The sequence below is a fragment of the Micromonospora sp. DT46 genome (genome assembly GCF_049841735.1).
In the GTDB taxonomy this organism is placed as follows: Bacteria; Actinomycetota; Actinomycetes; order Mycobacteriales; family Micromonosporaceae; genus Micromonospora; species Micromonospora reichwaldensis.
This window is the reverse complement of the sequence record NZ_JBNCKW010000004.1, coordinates 510120-531364: the sequence shown is the minus strand read 5'-3', so window position 1 is coordinate 531364 and position 21245 is coordinate 510120. Positions and strand designations below refer to the sequence as shown.

Below are 21245 nucleotides of genomic sequence, written 5' to 3'. Positions count from 1 at the left end.
TGTGGTCAAGGAGTCGGCAGCAGTGTCGGCATGCCGGCGGCAGCCGCGGAGAGGGCGTAGCTGACCGCCCCGTGCAGCACCGCCCGGTCGCCGAGCACGGCCCGGCGCACCTCGGTGCTGCTCGGCGCGGCGGCGGTGACCAGCGTTTGGAGCCGGTCGACGGCGGCGTCGTCGAGGTGGGCGGCGGCCCCGCTGAGCAGCACCCGCCCGGGGTCGACGACGCAGACGCAGGAGACGATGAGCCGCGACCAGGCCGCGAGCACGTCGTCCAGGTAGGCGGCGGCCCGGTCGTCGATGGCCGCCAGCGCCACCAGGTCGGCCACCGGCGAGTCCGGCCGCCGCCCGGGGGCCAGGGCCACCATCCGCTCGGCGATGGCGTTCTCCGACCAGCGGGCCTCGAACGGACCGATCCCGTCGTGACCCCGGTCGGTCGGGTCCAGTGGCAGGAAGCCGACCTCGCCGGCGGCCCCGCCGGCGCCCCGGCGGACCTGCCCGTCGAGCACCAGGCCGGCGCCGATGCCGTCGGCCACGTGCAGCAGCAGCAGGTCGGCGACGTCGCTGCCCGCGCCGACGGCGTGCTCGCCGGCCGCCATCAGGTTCACGTCGTTGTCCACCACCACCGGCACCCCGAGCCGCCGCTGCACCGACTCCCCCACCGGCCGGCCCTCGACGAGGCCGACCGAGGGGGCGAGGCGCACGGCGCCGCCGGTGGAGATGCCGGGCGCGGCGATGGCCACCCCGCGCAGCGCCGGCAGTCCGTCGCCGGCGAGTTCGGGCACCGAGCGACAGATGGTGTCGACGATGTCGCCGGCGAGCCGGACCGCCCGGTGGGCGATGACGGCGCCGTCGCTGTCGGCGATCTCGCAGCTGATCCGGGACGGCTCCAGGGAGACGGCGGCGACCAGCTCGGCCCGCGGGTTGAACTCCAGCATCGCCCGTGGCCGGCCGGTGCGGGAGGTCCCCGGGCCGCGCTCGATGAGGTACCCCTCGGCGATCAGCTCGCGCACGAGCGGGGTGAGCGTGGCGGGGCTCAGCCCGGTGAGCTCGGTCAGCTCGGCGCGGGAGAGCACCCGCACCTGGCGGGCGGTGGAGATCACGGACAACCGCTTGATCTCCTTCGACCGCTCCCGGCTCACCGGGCTCGTTGGTGGCGTCACCACGTCAGTCACACTTCCTTCCTACGGCGAACGAACTATCGAGTCAAGTAACGAAACCGTCTCGTTACCTTGCGGCCTCCTTCTTGAGCAGCAGAAACGCCCTTCCTTGGGCCTCGGGGAGGCCCAAGGACGGGCGCACTCACCGCCCGCAACACCTCGGATGGCGGGGGGTTAGTTTCTTTCGCAAATAAAGAAAGACCTTGCAAAGCATTGACGGGCCGCCGCGCCGGTCCCTAGCGTCACCGGGCGAAGGCCTTCCAGTGTGTACGGACCCCCGTGCCGCTGCGTACCTGAGGTGACGCCGGCGCTCCCTCGTGCCCCGGCGCCCCTGCCCGCCCTCTCACCGTCCGACCGCGACCCCCACGTCGACGCCCCGCGTCCGACGTCGCCGGCCGCTGCCCGGACCTCGCGTCACGCGAAAGGATCCGCATGCGTCTCAAGGCGTTCCTGCTACCCACGGCGCTCGCCCTGGCCCTGTCCGGGACACCGGCCGTGGCCCTCGCCGCACCCCCCGACGCCCGGCCGACCGACGCCGTCGACCTGGACGTCCTCTTCGTCAGCGCGCACCCCGACGACGAGGCCGGCAGCCTCGCCACCCTCGGCCAGTGGAAGGAGAAGCACGGCGCCAAGGCCGGCGTCGTCACCATCACCCGCGGTGAGGGCGGCGGCAACGCCGTCGGCCTGGAGGAGGGCCCGCCGCTGGGCATCATCCGCGAGCGCGAGGAACGCACCGCGATCGGCCGCGCCGGGGTGGAGAACCTCTACAACCTCGACCGCGTCGACTTCTGGTACACCGCGTCCGCGCCCCTGTCCGAGCAGATCTGGGGGCACGACGACACCCTCGCCCAGATCGTCCGGGTGATCCGGCAGACCCGGCCCGAGATCGTCATGACGATGAACCCGTCGCCCACGCCCGGCAACCACGGCAACCACCAGCAGGCCGCCCGCTTCGCCGCCGAGGCGTTCCACGCCGCCGCCGACCCGAAGGCGTTCCCGGAGCAGGTCACCAAGGAGGGGCTCAAGCCGTTCCGGGCGGCAAAGTTCCTGCGTACGGGCGGCAGCGGCAGCTCGACGACCGGGCCGCAGTGCGCCACCGGCTTCGTGCCGGCCGTCCCGACCGACCAGGTGTTCGGCGTCTGGGAGGGCGCCCGCAGCGCCGGCGGCAAGACCTGGGCCGAGGTCGAGGTCGACGCCCGCCGGGACTACGTGACCCAGGGCTGGGCCAACACCGCCGCCGCCCCCACCGATCCTGCCAAGATCCGCTGCGACTTCTACACCCTGGTCGACAGCCGTGTCCCGTACGACCCGGCGGACACCTCGCCCGAGGCGATCCTGCGCGGCTCGGTCCTGCCCCCGGCCGCCGGCGGGCTGCCCAAGGGCACCGAGCTCTACCTGACCGCCGACCGGTTCGACCTCGCCCCCGGGCAGAGCGTCGAGGTCACCGCGCACGTGCGGGCGCCGGGCAACCGGGCCCTCACCTCGCCCCGGGTCTCCCTGCGGCTGCCGCAGGGCTGGACCGCCAGCGGCTCCGGCGCGGTGCGCGGCGCCGTACCGGCTGGCAAGGAACGGACCGTCACCTTCACCGTGACCGTCCCCGCCGGCGCCGACACCAACGAGCAGCACCTCGTCGGCGCGTCCCTGAGCACCGGGCAGGGCACCGGCCGTACGGACCGCGCGGTCCGGGTGGTCGCCGACGTGCGCGGCACCCTGGAGCCGCTGCCCGAGGTGGGGCTGTTCCGCACCTGGGCCGGCGACAGCGGCTATCCGCAGCTGGACACCCTGATCAAGCCGGTGCTGACCCTCGGCTCCGGGAAGAGCCGGACGGTCCGGGTCGACCTGCGCAACCACGGCGAAACCGCCCAGAGCGGCACCGTCGCCCTCGGCCTGCCGGCCGGCTTCACCGCCGACGCGCCGACCAAGAGCTACGCGGCCCTGGCGCCGGGCGCGACCGGGGCGGTCACCTTCACCGTCACCAACAGCGACGCCAGCCTGCCGACCGCCAACGAGGGCGGCGACGGCGGCGACTACGGGATCACCATCACCACCACCAGCGCCGCCGGCAGCACCGTGGAGACCGGCGCCCTGGAGATCGTGCCGACCAGCGAGGTGCCGCACGCCGGGCACGACCACGCCGTCGACGGGGTGGCCTCCCCCGGCGAGTACCCCGGCGAGGAGCTGGACCTGTCCCGCATCTGGGAGGGACAGGCCACCACGCCACAGGACGCCTCGGCCACCGGCCGGATCGCCTTCACCGAGGACGCGCTCGTCGTGTTCGTACAGGTCACCGACGACGTGCTCGGCAAGAAGGTGGTGCCACAGGACTGCAAGCGGCAGCGGCGCACCGACAGCGTGGAGATCATCGTCGACCCGAAGGGGAACTCGACGGACACCTCCACCGTGTTCAAGGCGGGCATCTTCCCGGTCACCGACGACCCCGCCAACGGCGACCCGCCGTGCTGGCAGCGCGACGCCGACAACCGGCAGGGACCGGGCGCCACGACCGCCCCGGGGATGACCGTCGTCAGCAAGGTCACCGCGCCGTACACCGGCTACACCATCGAGGCGCGCATCCCGTTCGCGGTGCTGCCCGACGCCATCGACCCGGCGCGGATGGGCTTCAACGTGCTGGTGTACGACTCGGACACCCAGGACCTCAGCTCCCAGTCCCGGCTGGGCTGGTCCACCTTCACCGGCGTCCGGGCCGACCCGTACCGCTACGGCCTGGTCACCCTGCCCGGTCTCACCCCGGCCCAGCGGCAGCCCAGTGCCCCGGTCTTCCCGGACACGGCGGCCCGTAGCGTGCACAGCCCGCAGACCATCGCGCAGTCGGCGGTGGACGGCGTGGCTCCGGCCGCCGTCACCCGGCTGCCCGAGCGGGCGCTGCGGCTGACCGGCCAGCGGCAGGTGGCCGGCGGCGTGCAGGTGACCGTCCGGGCCGACCGCGCCGGCACGGTGTACCTGCACACCTGGGACGGCGACCGGTCGCTCGGTGAGCGTTCGGTGCAGGTGCCCTCCGGCCGCCCGGTGACCGTCGTGGTCCCGGCGACCGGTGGCACGCCCACCTCGGTCCTGGCGGCCTTCGAGGCCGGCGGCGCCGCGCTCGCCCGCCAGGTCCCGCTGACCTGACCGGTGCGGGAAGGGCCCCTGTCATCCGCGTGGATGGCGGGGGCCCGTCCCGTCGTCTGGGCCGAGTCCCCCTGCGGTCGGTCGGGCACGGCGGCGCGGTCTACAGGACGTTACGCCCCAGCAGGATCAGCCCGAAGACCACTCCGAACGCGACGACCACCGCCCTGAGCGGGCCGCCGGGAAGTCTGCGCAGCAGCCGGGCACCGACGTAGCCGCCGACGACGGTGGCCGGGGCGAGGATCGCCACCCCCGCCCAGTTGACGGTGCCGAAGAGGACGAAGAGCACCACCGCCGTCAACGAGATGACGGCCGACAGCAGGTTCTTGAAGGCGACCGTCCGGGTGAGCGGTTCGCGCTGCAGGAGCGCCAGGCCGGCGATCAGAACGATGCCGAACCCCGCGCCGATGTAGCCGCCGTAGACGCCGCTCAGGGCGACGGACACCTGAAGGGCCGCCGGGTGTTTCCGCCCGTGCCGCAGGATGGAGCGCCGGGCCAGGCCGTCCAGCCGGCCCCGCAGACCGAGGACGGCCGACGCAGCGATCACCAGGAACGGCACGATCGCGTCGAAGACGCGGCTCGGCGTCACCAGCAGCAGCACCGAGCCGACGACGCCACCGACGACCGCTGCGGGCAGGACGCGGCGGACTTCGCCGCGGGGCGGCAGGTCCCGGTACCCTCCGGCGACGCTCGCCACGTTGCCGGGAAAGACGGCGACGGTGCTGGTCAGCTTGGCGGTGAGCGGCGGTATGCCGGCGGCGATCAGCGCCGAGAAGGCGATCAGGGAGCCGCCGCCCGCGACCGCGTTGAAGGCACCCGTGGCGACACCGGCGGCGACGAGCAGCGTCGCCTGGATGGGATCCATCGGGTCTCAGGCTAGTGGCGATGCCGGGCGGCGGGGCGGGTGTCGGCCGGGCCGCCCCACGCGGCCACGGCGGGGCGGTGCGGGGCCGGCGGGCGGCGGGCGCGGCCCGGCGAGGCCGCTTCGGCGAAGTTCACCCTCTCCGGGTGAGGCGGTGGCGGCGTCTGCGGGGAATGGTGGCCGGTGAGGAGGGATCGCGATGGCGGATGCCACCCAGGATTTCTTCCACGGCCTGGCACGCCGTGGGCACGACCGCCGGCTGAGGAGCATCGACGAGGGCAGCGTGCGCTTCGACATCAGCCGCGACGGCCGGACCGCCCACTGGCTGGTCTCCATCGAGAAGGGCGACATCCGGGTCACCGAGGAGGCGACCGGCGGAGACGCGGTCGTCGAGGCGGACCGGGCGGTGTTCGACCGGATCGCCAGCGGGGAGGCGTACTTCCTGACCACCGTGCTGCGCGGTGAGGCGGCCGTGGCAGGCAGCCCCCGGCTCTTCGCGACCGTCCGGAAGCTGTTTCCGCCGCCGCCCACGTCCCGGCCGGCGCGTCACGGCGGAGGCGGCCGTGGGTGACGACCAGGTGGGCATCCTGGACGGCACGACCTTCGTGGTCTGTGACCGGGCGGGCGACATGGTCCCGTCGCCCGACACCCCGCTCGGCCTCTTCGCCCACGACACGCGCCTGCTGTCGAAGTGGGTGCTGACGATCGACGGGGAGCGGTTGAGCACCCTCGCCATCGACGACATCCACTACTTCGAGAACCGGTTCTACCTGGTCCCCGGCCACCAGGACGTCTATGTCAACAGCACGCTCTCCGTGCGGCGGGTACACACGCTCGACGCCGGCCTGCACGAGGAACTCAGCATCACCAACCATGCCGGCCAGCCGGTCGACCTGACCGTCCGGGTCGAGGTGGACGCCGACTTCGCGGACGTCTTCGAGGTCAAGGACGCGACGGCGCGGAAGAAGGGCCGGCACTACCGGCGCGTCGACGACGGGCGCCTCGTCCTCGGCTACGAGCGGGAGCGGTTCAGGCGGGAGACGATCGTCTCCGCGACGACGCCGGTGGAACTGGACGAGGACGGGCTGACGTTCACGGTCCACCTCGAACCGCACGGCAGGTGGCGGACCAGGCTGACCGCGGAGCCGGACCTCCCGATGCCGCGGGGGCTGGAACGGCTCACGATTCCGGGGCGGACGCGCGGCCGGGACAAGGAGCGTCGGCTCAAGGACTGGCTGGCGGAGGCGCCCCGGCTGGAATCCGGATTCGAGCCCCTGCGCGGCGCGTACCGGCGCAGCCTCATCGACCTGGCCGCGCTGCGGTTCAGCCCCTTCCTCGCCGAGGACCGGAGCGTGCCGGCCGCCGGCCTGCCCTGGTTCATGAGCCTGTTCGGCCGGGACAGCATCCTCACCAGCCTGCAGGCGCTGCCGTTCGCGCCCGATCTCGCCGCCACCACCCTCAGGGTGCTCGCGCTCCGGCAGGGCAGCCGGGTCGACGACTTCCGGGAGGAGGAGCCCGGCCGGATCCTGCACGAGATGCGGTACGGGGAGATGAGCGTGTTCGAGGAGACGCCGCACACGCCCTACTTCGGCAGTGCCGACGCCACTCCCCTGTTCCTGGTGCTGCTCGACGAGTACGAACGCTGGACCGGCGACGCCGCGCTCGTCCGCTCGGTCGAACAGGAGGCGCGGGCGGCGATCGACTGGATCGACCACTATGCCGACCTGACGGGCAGCGGCTACATCTCCTACGAGCGGCGCAACACCCGCAACGGCCTGGAGAACCAGTGCTGGAAGGACTCCTGGGACGGCATCTCGTACCAGGACGGGCGGCTGCCCGGCTTCCCCAGGGCGACCTGCGAGTTGCAGGGGTACGCGTACGACGCGAAGATGCGCACCGCCCGGCTCGCCCGGACGATCTGGGACGACCCGGCGTACGCGGACCGGCTGGAACGGGACGCCGCCGAGCTCAGGCAGCGCTTCAACCGCGACTTCTGGGTCGCCGACGGCGAGTACATGGCCCTTGCGCTCGACGGTGACGGCCGCCAGGTGGACGCGCTGTCGTCCAACATCGGCCACCTGCTGTGGAGCGGCATCGTCGACGAGCCGAAGGCCGCCGCCCTGGCGCGACACCTGATGTCGCCCGCGCTGTTCAGCGGCTGGGGGGTGCGCACGCTGGCCGAGAGCGCGAGCCGCTACAACCCGATCGGGTACCACGTCGGGACGATCTGGCCGTTCGACAACTCGTTCATCGCCTGGGGCCTGCGCCGCTACGGCTACGCCGACGAGGCGGCCCGGATCGCCGCCGGGATCCTGGACGCGGCGGTCTTCTACGACGGCCGGCTGCCCGAGGCGTTCGCTGGCTACCCCCGGGCCGAGACCAAGTATCCGGTCAACTATCCCACCGCGTGCAGCCCGCAGGCGTGGTCCGCCGGGGCCACCCTGCTGCTGTTGCGCACGATGCTCGGGCTGCAACCGGTCGGCGAAGACCTCGTGATCAGGCCCGCTCTGCCCGCTAGTCTCGACTTCGTGGCGCTGCTCGACATTCCCGGGCGGTGGGGGCGCCTCGACGCGTACGGCAGAGGGCCGGCCGGCGCGGGCGGACGCGGCCACCAGCCGGCGCCGCAGCAGCTCTCCGCCCCGTGACGGGAGGGACGATGCGAGAACTCGACCCGATGCGGACCGCCGTCGTCGGCGTCCACTGGCAGCACGAGGTCGTCAGTCCCGACGGGGTGTTCGGTCCGTTCTTCGCCGAGCAGGTCTCCCGGCACCGCGTCGCCTCGTACGCGGCGCAGGTCGCCACGGCGGTGCGCGCCAGTGGCGGCCTCGTCGTCTACACGCGGGTCGCGTACCGACCCGGATATCCGGACCTCATCCTGAACACGCCCAGCTTCGCCCTGGTCCGGGAGCGGCAGGCCTACCTCGAGGGCGCGCCCAGGGCCCGGATCGTCGACGAACTCGCGCCGGAGGCCGGCGACGTCCTCATCACCCACGTCCGGCTCACCGGCTTCTTCGGCAGCGAACTCGACACCGTGCTGCGGCGCCGGGGCGTGGACACCGTCCTGTTCACCGGTGTCGCCACCAATCTCTCCGTCACCGGCACCGTGTTCGAGGCGGTCAACCTCGGCTACCGGCCGGTGGTGGTCTCCGACGCGTGCACCGCCGCGACCGACGAGGCACACCGGGCCAGCCTGGAGACGCTGGGCCAACTCGGCGAGGTGGTCACCACCGCCGAGGCCGTCGACCGCCTGTCGAGGTGAGCCGTCGGGCCAGGCGGCCCGTCGCCCGGCGGCCGCCCCGGCCGGGCCACTCCGGCGGGCGGCCGGCCAGCCCCGACAACTGCCCGGACAGCCCCTAGCCCGGCCCGTTTGCATTGACGACGGACGTGCCGCGCTGGCAGCATCCGGCGCATCATGATCAAGGAAAGCGGTTGGTCAGCGCCCCCCGTCCCCGCCCGGCCGTCCGGCCAGCCCGCCGGGGGCGAGCCACACCACGCGGACCTCGTCCATGAGGCGATCGTCCGGCATCCCGCCGACGCGTTGGCGCTGGGCACGGACGACGCCCTCGTCACCTACGGGGAGTTGCGCGCACGCAGCAACCGGCTGGCCCGGCACCTGCGGGCAACCGGGGTACGCCGAGGCGACCTCGTCGCCGTCCTGCTGCCCCGCGGCGTCGACGGGATCGTCAGCGTACTGGCGGCGCTCACCGCCGGCGCCGCGTACCTGCCCATCGACGCCGGCTACCCTCCGCAGCGGGTCCGGCACATGCTCACCGACTCCCGGGCGCGGGTGCTCGTCACCGTACGGTCGCTGGTCCGGGCCGACCTGGTGGTTCCGGGCACCCCGGTCGTCCTGCTCGACGACGACCGGGCCACGCTCGCCGCGTACCCCGACCGGCCGCCGGCCGTGCCGGTCGGCCCGGGTGACCTCGCGTACGTGATCTACACCTCCGGGTCCACCGGCCTGCCGAAGGGGGTCATGGTCGAGCACGGCTCGCTGCGCGGGCTGGCCCGGTGGCGGGCCGACGCGGAGCGCCTCGGCCCCGACGACCGCTGCCTGCACCTGTTCTCCCCCGGCTTCGACGCCTCGGTGTGGGACATCTGGGCGCCGCTGGTGGCCGGCGCCAGCCTCTGGATGCCCGACGACGCGACCCGGGTCGACCCCGACCGGCTGGTGGACTGGCTCGCCGCGCACGCGATCACCTCGGCGACGCTGCCCACCCCGCTCGCCGAGGCCGTGCTGACCCGGCCGGCGCCGCCCGACGGGGCACTGCGCATCCTCGGCGCGGGGGGCCAGCAGCTGCTGGCCCGCCCCCGCCCCGAGCACGCGTTCACCACCGTCAACCTGTACGGACCCACCGAGGCCACCGTGCTGGCGATGGCCGGGGAGGTGGCGGTCGAGGGCGACGGGCCGCCGTCGCTCGGGCATCCGGCCGCGGGCGCCGCCATCCGGCTGCTCACCGACGACCTGCGTCCGGTGCCCGCCGGCAGCCTGGGCGAGGTGTTCATCGGTGGGCCGGGGGTGGCCCGGGGGTACCACGATCGTCCCGCCCTGACCGCCGAGCGCTTCCCGCCCGACCCGTACGGGCCGCCGGGCAGCCGCCTGTACCGCACCGGCGACCTGGCGCGTCAGCTACCGGACGGCACCTACCACTTCGCCGGCCGGGTCGACGACCAGGTGAAGCTGCACGGCCACCGGATCGAGCTCGGTGAGATCGAGAGCGTGCTGCTGCGTCATCCGGGCGTACGGGCCGCCGCGGTCCGTGTGCACGAGGGCACGGCCGGCCCCCGGCTCGTCGGCTACGTCGTGCCCGAGGTCGGTCCGGACGACGCGACGCTGGCCGAGCACGCGGCCCGGTACCTGCCGGCGACCATGGTTCCCGCCGCGTGGGTCCGTCTCGCCGCCCTGCCGCTCACCCCGCACGGCAAGCTGGACCGGGCCGCGCTGCCCGCGCCGGCGGAGCAGGTCAGCGAGGCGCCCCGCGACGACCTGGAACGGCGGGTGGCGCAGGTGTGGGCGGAGGTGCTCGGCAAGTCACCGGGCCGCGACGACAACTTCTTCTCCCTGGGCGGGCACTCGCTGCGGGCCACGATGGTCGCCGTCCGGTTGCGCGAGCGGTTCGGGCTGCCGATTCCCGCCGCGATCGTGTTCGAGGCGCAGACCGTGGCCGCGATGGCCGACCGCCTACGGGCCGAGGTGACGGCCGACCCGTCGACCGGCGGCGAGGACGATCCGGTCGTGTCCGGCACCGGGCAACCGAGCGAGCCGGATCCGGCCCTCGTCCCGCCGGGCGGCAAGACCTCGTCGCCGGGTCGGGTCCTGTCGTTCGCGCAGCAACGCCTGTGGTTCCTGCACACCCTCGACCCGAAGTCCACCGCCTACAACACCCAGACCGCCTGGCACATCGACGGCGAACTCGACCTCGACCACCTCGACACCGCCATCGACGAGATCATCCGCCGGCACGAAGTCCTACGCACCACCTTCGCCGAGCACGACGGCATCCCCGTCCAGATCGTCCACCCCCCGACCACCCACCACAGCACCCGCCACGACCTCACCCACATCCACCCTGACCACCACGACCACCACGTCCGCGACATCCTGCGCGCCGAACTCGACCAACCATTCGACCTCACCACCGGCCCGTTACTGCGCAGCCACGTCCTCCAACTCGCCCCCACCAGCCACGTGCTCTGCCTCACCTGGCACCACATCGTCCTCGACGGCTGGTCCGTCAGCGTGTTCCACACCGAACTCGACCACCTCTACACCGACCTGGCCCACGGTCGCGCCCCTTCGCTGCCACCCCTCACCACCCAGTACGCCGACATCGCCCAACGCCAGCGTCACCACTGGCAGAGCACCGACGCCCAACAGCACCTCCACGAACTCGCCGCACGACTACGCGACGCCCCACCCGTCTGCCACCCACCCACCGACCGACCCCGCCCCGACACCGAACCCGGCCCCACCGCCGTCCACCACAGCCAACTGAACCCCGACACCCTCACCACGCTGACCGCCCTCGCCGCCCAAACGGGCTCCACCCCCTTCGGCGTCCTCCTCGCCGCCTTCCAACTCCTCATCCACCGCTACACCCACCAAAATCCCATCGTCATCGGCACCCCACTCACCGGACGCACCGACCCCGACGCCGAAAAACTCATCGGCTTCTTCGTCAACACCCTCCCCCTCGCCGTCGACATCAACCCCCACCACACCTTCCGCCAACTCCTGCACCACTCCCGCACCGTCCTCATGCACGCCATCACCCACCAGGACATCCCCTTCGACAAACTCGTCGAACACACCCGACCCACCCGCGACCGCCACACCCCACCCCTCATCCAAACCGTCTTCACCACCATGGAAGGCACCGATCCGGCGCCGCTGCACACCGCCACGATGCGGCCACTGCCGATCGACGAGGGGGTCGCGAAGTTCGACCTGACCGTCCAGGTGCAGGTGGAGCCGGACGCCGTCCGGGTGCTCTTCGACTACGCCTGCGACCTGTACGAGCCCGCGACGATGGCCGAGCTGGCCGACAGCTACCGGGCCCTGGTCGCCGCCGTACTGGCCGAGCCGGACCGGCCGCTGTCCACCGTGGTCGCGGTCACGGCCGCCCAGCGGGAGCGGCTCGCCGACGCGTTGATCGCCAGCCCGGTTCCGGTCCCGCCCGGTGATCTGGGATGCGTGCCCCGGCTGGTGGCGGAGACGGCCCGACGCCAACCCGACGCGCTCGCCGTCGTCGACGGGGCAGGCGCGATCACCTACCGCGAACTCGACGAGCGGTCCAACCACCTCGCCCACCAACTCCTGCACCACGGCGCCCGACCCGACCACCCCATCGCCGTCAGCCTCCCACCCGGCACACCCGCCATCACCGCCATGCTCGCCGTCCTCAAAACCGGCGCCGCCTACCTCCCCATCGACCCCACCGCACCCACCACACGCCGACACCACCTCATCACCAACTCCGCCGTCACCATCCTCATCACCGAAGACCCCCACGACACCGACACACCCCCCGGCGTCGTCGCCCTCGCCCCGCAGGCCACGGCCACGGCCACGCCGCCCCCGCTCGACATCCACCCCGAGCAGGTCGCGTACGTCATCCACACCTCCGGCTCGACGGGCACCCCCAAGGGCGTCATGGTCCCCCACCGGGCGCTGACCAACCTGGTCCACTGGCACCTGGACACGCACCCCACCGGCCCCGGCCAACGCCACGGCCAGGTGGCCAGCCTCGGCTTCGACGCCGCGATCTGGGAGATCTGGCCCGCGCTGGTCAGCGGCGCCACCCTGCACATCGCCGACCCCGCCGACCGCCTCGACCCCGCTGCGCTGCACGACTGGCTGGTCCGGGAGGACGTCACGAGGACGTTCCTGCCGACCCCGATCGCGGAGGCCGTCCTCCGGCTGCCCACCCCGTCCACCAGCCGCCTGCGGACGATCTTCACCGGCGGGGACGCCCTCACCACCCGGCCGTCCGCGCACGCGCCGTACACCCTGTTCAACATCTACGGGCCGACCGAGACCACCGTCGCCGTCACCGTCGGGCCCGTCCGCCCGGACGGGGTCCACCGGCCCGACCTCGGCGTCCCCATCGCCGGCGCCCGCATCCACCTGCTGGACGCCGACCTCCAACTGGTCCCGCCCGGGGCACCCGGCGAGGTCTGCGTCGCCGGCGACGTGGTCAGCCGCGGCTACCTGAACAAGCCCGGGCAGACGGCGGAGCGGTTCCTGCCCGACCCGTACGGACCACCCGGCAGCCGCCTCTACCGCACCGGCGACCTCTGCCGCCTCCGCACCGACGGCACCCTCGAATTCCTCGGCCGCACCGACGAACAAATCGCCATCAACGGCTACCGCATCGAACCCGGCGAAATCGAAACCGCCCTACGCGCACAACCCCACATCGAAGCCGCCCTCGTCACCACCCGCACACTCCCCACCGGCCGCCACCTCATCGCCTACGTCACCGGCACCCACATCGACACCCACCAACTCCGCGACACCCTCCACCACACCCTCCCCCGCCACCTCGTACCCCACGCCATCATCGCCCTGCCCCACTTCCCCCTCACCCGCAACGGCAAGATCGACCGCAACGCACTCCCCGCACCGGACCTGTCCGCGCGCGGTGAGCCGCCCCGCGACGACCTGGAGCGGCGGGTGGCGCAGGTGTGGGCCGACGTCATCGGCCGGCTGCCCGGCCGCGACGACAACTTCTTCGCCTTCGGCGGGCACTCCATGCAGGCCACCATGATCGCCGCCCGGCTACGCGAAACCCTCGGCGTGCCGGTCTCGGCGGCGATCGTGTTCGAGGCGCAGACCGTGGCCGCGATGGCCGACCGGCTACGGGCCGAGGTGACGGCCGGTCCGTCGACCGGCGGCGAGGACGATCCGGTGGTGGCCGGCGCCGGGGAACCGAGCGAGCCGGAGCCGGCCCTCGTCCCGCCGGGCGGCAAGACCTCGTCGCCGGGTCGGGTCCTGTCGTTCGCGCAGCAACGCCTGTGGTTCCTGCACACCCTCGACCCGAAGTCCACCGCCTACAACACCCAGACCGCCTGGCACATCGACGGCGAACTCGACCTCGACCACCTCGACACCGCCATCAACGAGATCATCCGCCGGCACGAAGTCCTACGCACCACCTTCGCCGAGCACGACGGCATCCCCGTCCAGATCGTCCACCCCGAGCCCACGCATCACCGCACCCGCCACGACCTCAGCCACATCCACCCGGACCACCACGACCACCACGTCCGCGACATCCTGCGCGCCGAACTCGACCAACCATTCGACCTCACCACCGGCCCGCTCCTACGCTGTCGAGCCCTGAGACTCTCCGACACCGCACACGTGCTCTGCCTCACCTGGCACCACATCGTCCTCGACGGCTGGTCCGTCAGCGTGTTCCACACCGAACTCGACCACCTCTACACCGACCTGGCCCACGGTCGCGCCCCTTCGCTGCCACCCCTCACCACCCAGTACGCCGACATCGCCCAACGCCAACGTCACCACTGGCAGAGCACCGACGCCCAACAGCACCTCCACGAACTCGCCGCACGACTACGCGACGCCCCACCCGTCTGCCACCCACCCACCGACCGACCCCGCCCCGACACCGAACCCGGCCCCACGGCCATCCACCACACCCACCTACCCGCCGGCACCCTCACCACCCTCGCCACCCAGACCGGCTCCACCCCCTTCGGCGTCCTCCTCGCCGCCTTCCAACTCCTCATCCACCGCTACACCCACCAGAACCCCATCGTCATCGGCACCCCACTCACCGGACGCACCGACCCCGACGCCGAAAAACTCATCGGCTTCTTCGTCAACACCCTCCCCCTCGCCGTCGACATCAACCCCCACCACACCTTCCGCCAACTCCTGCACCACTCCCGCACCGTCCTCATGCACGCCATCACCCACCAGGACATCCCCTTCGACAAACTCGTCGAACACACCCGACCCACCCGCGACCGCCACACCCCACCCCTCATCCAAACCGTCTTCACCGGCGGGAACGCCACGGGCATCGCCGACGAGCCCATGCCGTTGCACACCGCCACGATGCGGCCGGTGTCGATCGAGCCGGGAACCGCGAAGTTCGACCTCACGGTCCACGCGGAGGTGGGCACCGACACCGTCGACGTGTACTTCAGCTACGCCCGGGACCTGTACGAGCCCGGCACGATGGCCGACCTGGCCGACAGCTACCGCGCCCTCGTCGCCGCCGTGCTGGCCGATCCCGACCGGCGCCTGTCCAGCGTGGAGGTTGTCACCGACGACCAGCGCCGGCGGCTCGCGGCGGTGTCCACGGGGCGGCGGAGCGGATCGGACCCGGCTCGTGTGACGCGGCCGGCCGTGGCCTACCCCGCTGACGGTACGGACGTCCAGGCCACCGGGCCGGGCGGCATGGCCGGATGGTCGGACGGCGCTCCGGGGTGCGTGCCCCGGCTGGTGGCGGAGACGGCCCGACGCCAACCCGACGCGCTCGCCGTCGTCGACGGGGCGGGCGCGATCACCTACCGCGAACTCGACGAGCGGTCCAACCACCTCGCCCACCAACTCCTGCACCACGGCGCCCGACCCGACCACCCCATCGCCGTCAGCCTCCCACCCGGCACACCCGCCATCACCGCCATGCTCGCCGTCCTCAAAGCCGGCGCCGCCTACCTCCCCATCGACCCCACCGCACCCACCACACGCCGACACCACCTCATCACCAACTCCGCCGTCACCATCCTCATCACCGAAGACCCCCACGACACCGACACACCCCCCGGCGTCGTCGCCCTCGCCCCGCACCGCTCCGCCTCCCCGGCGGCACCCCGGGTCGACATCCACCCCGAGCAGTTGGCGTACGTCATCCACACCTCCGGCTCGACGGGTGTCCCCAAGGGCGTCATGGTCGCCCACCACGCGCTGGCCAACCTCGTCCGGTGGCACCTCGACACCTATCCCAGCGGGCCCGGCGAGCACCACGGGCAGATCGCCAGCCTCGGCTTCGACGCGGCGGTCTGGGAGATCTGGCCCGCGCTGGTCAGCGGCGCCACCCTGCACATCGCCGACCCGGCCCACCGCCTCGACCCCACCGCGCTGCACGACTGGATGCACCGGCAGGGTCTCACCGAGGCCTTCGTGCCCACCCCGATCGCCGAGGCCATCCTGCGGCTGCCAACGCCGCCCACCACCGCGCTGCGCACGCTGCTCACGGGTGGGGACGCCCTCACCACCCGGCCGTCCGCGCACGCGCCGTACGCCCTGGTCAACCACTACGGGCCCACCGAGGCCGCGGTCGTCGCCACCGCCGGGCCGGTGCGCCCGGACGGGGTCCACCGCCCGGACCTCGGCACCCCGATCGACGGCGCCCGCGTCCACCTCCTCGATGCCGGGCTGCGACTGGTGCCGCCCGGCGCGCCCGGCGAGCTCTGTATCGCCGGCGACGGACTGGCCCGGGGATACCTCGGCCGCCCGGCGCAGACGGCGGAGCGGTTCCTGCCCGACCCGCACGGACCACCCGGCAGCCGCCTCTACCGCACCGGCGACCTCTGCCGCCTCCGCACCGACGGCACCCTCGAATTCCTCGGCCGCACCGACGAACAAATCGCCATCAACGGCTACCGCATCGAACCCGGCGAAATCGAAACCGCCCTACGCGCACAACCCCACATCGAAGCCGCCCTCGTCACCACCCGCACACTCCCCACCGGCCGCCACCTCATCGCCTACGTCACCGGCACCCACATCGACACCCACCAACTCCGCGACACCCTCCGCCACACCCTCCCCCGCCACCTCGTACCCCACGCCATCATCGCCCTGCCCCACTTCCCCCTCACCCGCAACGGCAAGATCGACCGCAACGCACTCCCCGCACCGGATCCCACGACCATCCGCTCCGCGCCGCCCGGCGACGCCGTGCAGCGACAGCTCGCCGGGATCTGGGCGACGGTGCTGGGCACCCCCGTCGCGGGCATCGGAGTCCGCGACGACTTCTTCGCCGTCGGCGGGCACTCCCTGCTGGCCACCCAGGTCACCGCGCAGGCCGGCGCCGCGTTCGAGGTCGACCTGCCGGTCGCGGCGCTGTTCCGGGACCCGACGATCGCGGGGCTGGCCGACGAGCTGCGCCGCGTCGAGCGCCGGCCCGGCTGGGTGGACACCGTGGCCGGCCTGCGCGAGGCCGTCGCCGCGCTCACCGAGGACCAGGCCCGACGAGCGCTGGCCGCCGCCACCCGGCCCGGCCCGCCGTACGACGAGACAGGAGCGCCCCGATGAGCGGCCCGTCGCCCGACCCGGTCACCGCGCTGCTGCGACCGCCGCCCGGCTGGCCGGCGGAGGAGCACCGGCGGCTGTTGGTACGGCTGCTGCGCGAGCGGCTGCCCGCCGCGCCGACCGGTCCCGCCACCGTGGCCCAGCGGCAGCTCTGGTTCCTGCAACAGCTGGAGCCGACGAGCACGGCGTACCACATCCTGACCGTGGTGCGGATGACCGGCGAGCTGGACCTGCCGGCCCTGCGGGGCGCACTCGCCGCCGTCACGGACCGGCACGACCTGCTCCGGGCCACCTTCGCGATGGTCGACGACGAGGTGCTCGTGCGGATCGGTCCCTGCGCGCCGGTGCCGGTGCCGGTCGTCGACCTCGGCGCGACGGACGCCGCGACCCGCGAGCAGCGGGTCCGGCAGGAACTGGAGAGGGCCCACGACGAGCTGTTCGACCTGGCCGACGGCCCGCTGCTGCGGGCGGTGCTGATTCGTTGCGGGGCCGACGAGCACCTGCTCGCGGTCACCGTGCACCACATCGTCTTCGACGGCGGGTCCCGCCCGGTCTTCTGGGGCCACCTCGCCACTGCGTACGACGCGCTGCGGGCGGGAAAGACGCCGGACCTCGATCCGCCGGTGCCCGACGACGAGGACGACGAGGACGGCTTCGCCGACGACCCGGAGGACCCGGACGCGGCACTGGCCTACTGGCGCGAGCGGCTGGCCGGCCTGCCCGACCTGGACCTGCCCGGCGTACGCGACCGGGTGCCCGGGGCGTTGGCCTCCGGCCGGCGGCTGGACGTCCCGCTGGACCGCGGCGTGACGACCGCCCTCACCCGGCTGGGTCGGTCCCGGCGGGCCACCTCGTTCATGACGCTGCTGGCCGCGTACCTGGTGCTGCTGTCCGTACGCACCGGCAGCAGCGACGTCGCCGTGCTGTCGCCGACGACGGGCAGGACGAGCGAGGCGGACGAGAGCCGGATCGGGTACTTCGTCAACACCGTGGTGCTGCGCGGGGACCTGGCGGGGAACCCGACCTTCGCCGAGGTGGTCGACCGGGTCCGGGAGCTGACCCTCGGGGCGTACGCCCACATGGCGGTGCCGTTCGAACGGATCGTGGACGAGGTGCGCCCGGCGCGGGTGCCGGGCCGGATGCCGTTCTCACAGTTCGCGTTCAGCGTGGAGGGCCGGCCCGCGCCCCCGCCCCGGCTCGCCGGCCTGAGCACCGCCTGGGTCGACGTCGACACCGGCACGGCAAAGTTCGACGTGCAGTTGGACGTCCTGACCGACGCCTCGGGCGGGCTCGTGGCGGCCTGGACCTGGCGCGACGGGCTGTTCGACCCGGCGGACATGGCCGCCGTCGCCGACGACTTCGTGGCGCTGCTGGACACGGTCGTCGCCGACCCGCACGCCACCGTCGACGCGCTGCCGGTGCGCCGGCCCGTGCCGGGCGTCCGGGCGGCGACCCCGTCGCCCGCGGCGCGTACCCGGCCGGGCGGGACGGGGTCCGGCACGCTGGTGCACCTCGGCGGGCCGACCGACCGACCGCCGCTGATCCTGCCGCACCCCGTCAGCGGCACGGTCGGCGCGTACGCCGAACTCGCCCGGCTGCTGCCCGCGTACCACCTGGTCGGCATCGAGTCGGCCGCCGACGCCACCGGCGACTCCATCGACGCGCTCGCCGAGGCGTACCTGGACGACGTCGTCGCCCGCTGGCCGGCCGGCCCGTACCGGTTGTGCGGCTGGTCGATGGGCGGCCTGCTCGCGTACGAGATGTCCCGCCGGCTGGTGCGGGCCGGACGCGCCGTCGACCTGCTGGTGGTGCTGGACACCGCGCCCGGGCAGGCACGCCCGGCCGGCGAGGGGACCGACGACGCCGCGACGGCGGCCCGGTTCGCCGCGGACCTCGCCGCGTCCCTCGGCCGGGACCACCCGGCGCCGACGGCGGCGACGCTCGCCGCGCTGCCGGTCGAGGAACAGACGATGCTGCTGCGCCGCTGGCTGGTGGACGCCGGGGTGACCCCGGTGGCGCTGCCGGTGCGCGAGGTGCGCCGCCGGGTGGAGACCTTCGCCCGGCACGTCACCGCCGTGGCCGGGTACCGGCCGGAGGGCGCGGAGCTGCCGCTGACCGTCGTGCAGGCCGCCGCGTCGCCGCGCTGGCAGCCGCGCTGGGAGCGCTACGTCGGCGCCCGGACCACCGTCCACGAGTACGAGGGCGACCACTACTCGCTGCTGCGCCGGCCCACGGTGCAACGGATCGCCGGTTGGCTGGCCCGGGCGCTGGACGACCGGTGAGCGACGGCGCCCGGCCCTCGGGGGGAATTCCGGGCGGCCCTGCGGAGGGTGGGCGCCGTCAGGCGGTGGGGGTGCCGGCCGCGAGGGGCTGGTCCGGCGACGCCAGCCCGATCTCCAGGCACCGGCGGGTCTCCGCGAGCAGTTCGTCGGTGCGTCGGGCACTGTAGGAGGAGGCAGCGGCGTACAGCTTGATGCGTAGCTGCTCCTGGCCGTCGAGCTGGTCGAAGTAGCCGCCCAGACCGGCGGTGTCGTCCAGCGCCGAGGTGCTGTCCAGCTCGATCGCCTCGGCGGTGGCGCCGGGCCAGTCGATCGCCCGCAGCAGGGAGTAGTTGACCGAGACCGGGGCCAGCAGGTGCACCGGCACCCCACGCCGCTTCAGCTCCACGACGACCCGCTCGAAGGGGACGGCCTGGTGGCCGAGCGACTCGGCGGCCTGGTGGGCGACCCGGCGGCTGAGGTCGGCGAAGCCGATCCCCGGCGGTACGTCGACCCGCAGGACCGCGGCCTGGCTCAGCTGGCCGACGACGCGTTCGCAGTCGAGGAACGACCGCATGTCCACGACGAAGGCCACCCGGAACGACCGGGTGGCGGCGGGCCCGCCCAGCGCGCCCAGCAGGGCCGCGGTGTACGCGGCGAACGGGGAGACCCGCAGGCGGCGCACGGCCGGCACGATCCCGCCGGAGGGGACGTGCGCCTGGGCGAGGTGGCCACCGGGAGCCGGGGGTGGCCCGTCCGGTGCCGCGTCGAACGGGTCGGTCAGGTCGGCCCCGGTCTCCACCGGGCCGAGCCGGCCGAACGTGTCGAGCCACCAGTCGAGGTCCTCCTCCGCCTGTTCCTCGCCCAGCTCGAAGAGCCGGTCGAGGACGTCGTCGATCGGCTCGGCGGCGGGTGGCTGGCCCGTGCCGGCGCCCAGCTCGGCCCCGTAGAGGACGGCCAGGTCGTCGACCAGCAGGTCGAGGGAGTGGTGGTCGAGAAGCGCCATGTGCGCGCGCAGCAGCAGGTAGGAACTCCCCGTGCCGGTCCGGGCCAGCGACACCGTCCAGCACGGTCCGGCCCACAGGTCCACCGGCCGCCGCAGGGCGGCCTGGCACCAGTCGAGGGCGGCCCGGTCGTCGGGCACCTCGACGACCTCCAGGTCGGCCCGATCGCGGCCGTCGCGCAGGACCACGTAGCCGTCGTGCTCGGCGAACGCCCGGCGCAGCAACGGATGCGCCTCGGCCAGCCGCCCGACGGCGCGACGCAACGCCTCGACGTCGACGTCGCCGTCCAGGCGGTGGCACACCTGGGTCATCAGGGTCGCGGGACCGACCCGGCCGTCGAGACGGCACAGGTATTCCTGGTGTTCGCTCGTCTCGAAATGGTCCCGCACCCTGAATCCCCCGAAATAATAGATGGCCCCGGCGGACCAAATATCAACTGATCTGCGAACTGACGAGATCGCCTACCGACGTTCCGGAAGACGCATTTCAGAGGGTCGTACCAGAATTGCCTCGGAGACCGCGGTCTCCTGTTTTCCAGCTGTCAGGCGAGCCGGCTCTTGCGGGGCCGAACCACGAGGTCGATGTCCACCAGAGTCGTTGCCGTGTAGCAGTGAGCACGCATCTTGACTCCCATCCGGAACCGCCGGGGTCCACTGTGGATAGACGTTAATATCTCTGTCCCGGCTCCGCAACCCGAAGTTCTTCCTGCGATAAGCAGGACCCACGCACACAATTACCGCCCGCCGCTTTCCGCTCGCGGGAAGTAATCGTGGTACGGACGGGAGGCGGGCCCGACCGGACGACGCGCGCCGCGCGGCCGGGACCCTGACGTCTCCTACCCTGCCTCGCCCGCCATCGCCCGGCGCAGGCTCAGCGGGCGCATGTCCGTCCACACCGAGTCGATGTGCTCCAGGCACCGGGCGCGCGGCCCGACGAAGCCCTCCTCCCGCCAGCCCGCCGGGATCTCCCGCCCGTCCGGCCAGATCGAGTACTGCTCCTCGTCGTTGACCACGACCCGGCAGATGTCGGCCGTCTCCGTCTGCTCCACCG

Annotated in this window: 10 protein-coding genes; 6 read left to right on the top strand and 4 right to left on the bottom strand. The window is 73.2% G+C overall.

Translation table 11 applies throughout. The annotated features are described in order from the left end of the window. Positions 1 to 5: 5 nt before the first annotated feature. Complete coding sequence (locus tag ACLQ20_RS13685) at positions 6 to 1169, bottom strand: ROK family protein (protein ID WP_151454962.1); 1164 nt, start codon at positions 1167 to 1169, stop codon at positions 6 to 8. 417 nt (positions 1170 to 1586) lie between these two features. Between ACLQ20_RS13685 and ACLQ20_RS13680 the strand changes: the two genes are divergently transcribed. Continuing rightward, positions 1587 to 4283: a sugar-binding protein gene (locus ACLQ20_RS13680; RefSeq protein WP_327028471.1), complete on the top strand. Its 2697-nt coding sequence runs from the start codon at positions 1587 to 1589 to the stop codon at positions 4281 to 4283. 100 nt (positions 4284 to 4383) lie between these two features. Here the strand turns inward: ACLQ20_RS13680 and ACLQ20_RS13675 are convergent, their stop codons facing one another. Beyond that, on the bottom strand, positions 4384 to 5145 hold the full coding sequence (locus tag ACLQ20_RS13675; protein WP_327028472.1) for a sulfite exporter TauE/SafE family protein: 762 nt from the start codon (positions 5143 to 5145) through the stop codon (positions 4384 to 4386). Positions 5146 to 5341: 196 nt separating this feature from the next. On the opposite strand from ACLQ20_RS13675, the gene ACLQ20_RS13670 reads away from it, so the two are divergent. From ACLQ20_RS13670 to ACLQ20_RS13650, 5 genes are all read left to right on the top strand, one after another. Further along, positions 5342 to 5713, top strand: a complete 372-nt coding sequence (locus tag ACLQ20_RS13670; protein ID WP_327028473.1) for a sterol-binding protein — start codon at positions 5342 to 5344, stop codon at positions 5711 to 5713. Beyond that, a complete protein-coding gene (locus ACLQ20_RS13665) occupies positions 5706 to 7787 on the top strand; it encodes a glycogen debranching N-terminal domain-containing protein (protein ID WP_425855772.1) in 2082 nt (693 codons plus the stop codon). Before ACLQ20_RS13670 ends, ACLQ20_RS13665 begins: the two co-directional genes overlap by 8 nt. 11 nt (positions 7788 to 7798) lie before the next feature. Then, the gene (locus tag ACLQ20_RS13660; protein WP_425855771.1) at positions 7799 to 8401 is read left to right on the top strand and encodes a cysteine hydrolase; all 603 of its coding nucleotides are present in this window, start codon (positions 7799 to 7801) and stop codon (positions 8399 to 8401) included. Between the two features lie 153 nt (positions 8402 to 8554). Continuing rightward, on the top strand, positions 8555 to 16936 hold the full coding sequence (locus tag ACLQ20_RS13655; protein ID WP_425855770.1) for an amino acid adenylation domain-containing protein: 8382 nt from the start codon (positions 8555 to 8557) through the stop codon (positions 16934 to 16936). Then, positions 16933 to 19215 carry a condensation domain-containing protein gene (locus ACLQ20_RS13650; protein ID WP_425855768.1) on the top strand — a complete coding sequence of 761 codons (2283 nt, stop codon included), beginning with the start codon at positions 16933 to 16935 and terminating at the stop codon, positions 19213 to 19215. The genes ACLQ20_RS13655 and ACLQ20_RS13650 overlap by 4 nt, the downstream gene beginning before the upstream one ends. Before the next feature lie 58 nt (positions 19216 to 19273). Here ACLQ20_RS13650 and ACLQ20_RS13645 read toward each other — a convergent pair whose 3' ends face one another. Together ACLQ20_RS13645 and ACLQ20_RS13640 are read right to left on the bottom strand one after the other, a co-directional pair. Continuing rightward, positions 19274 to 20584, bottom strand: a complete 1311-nt coding sequence (locus ACLQ20_RS13645; protein WP_425855767.1) for a condensation domain-containing protein — start codon at positions 20582 to 20584, stop codon at positions 19274 to 19276. 446 nt (positions 20585 to 21030) lie between these two features. After that, positions 21031 to 21243, bottom strand: coding sequence for an MbtH family protein (locus ACLQ20_RS13640; protein ID WP_370519008.1), 213 nt, complete (start codon positions 21241 to 21243; stop codon positions 21031 to 21033). Positions 21244 to 21245: the final 2 nt, after the last annotated feature.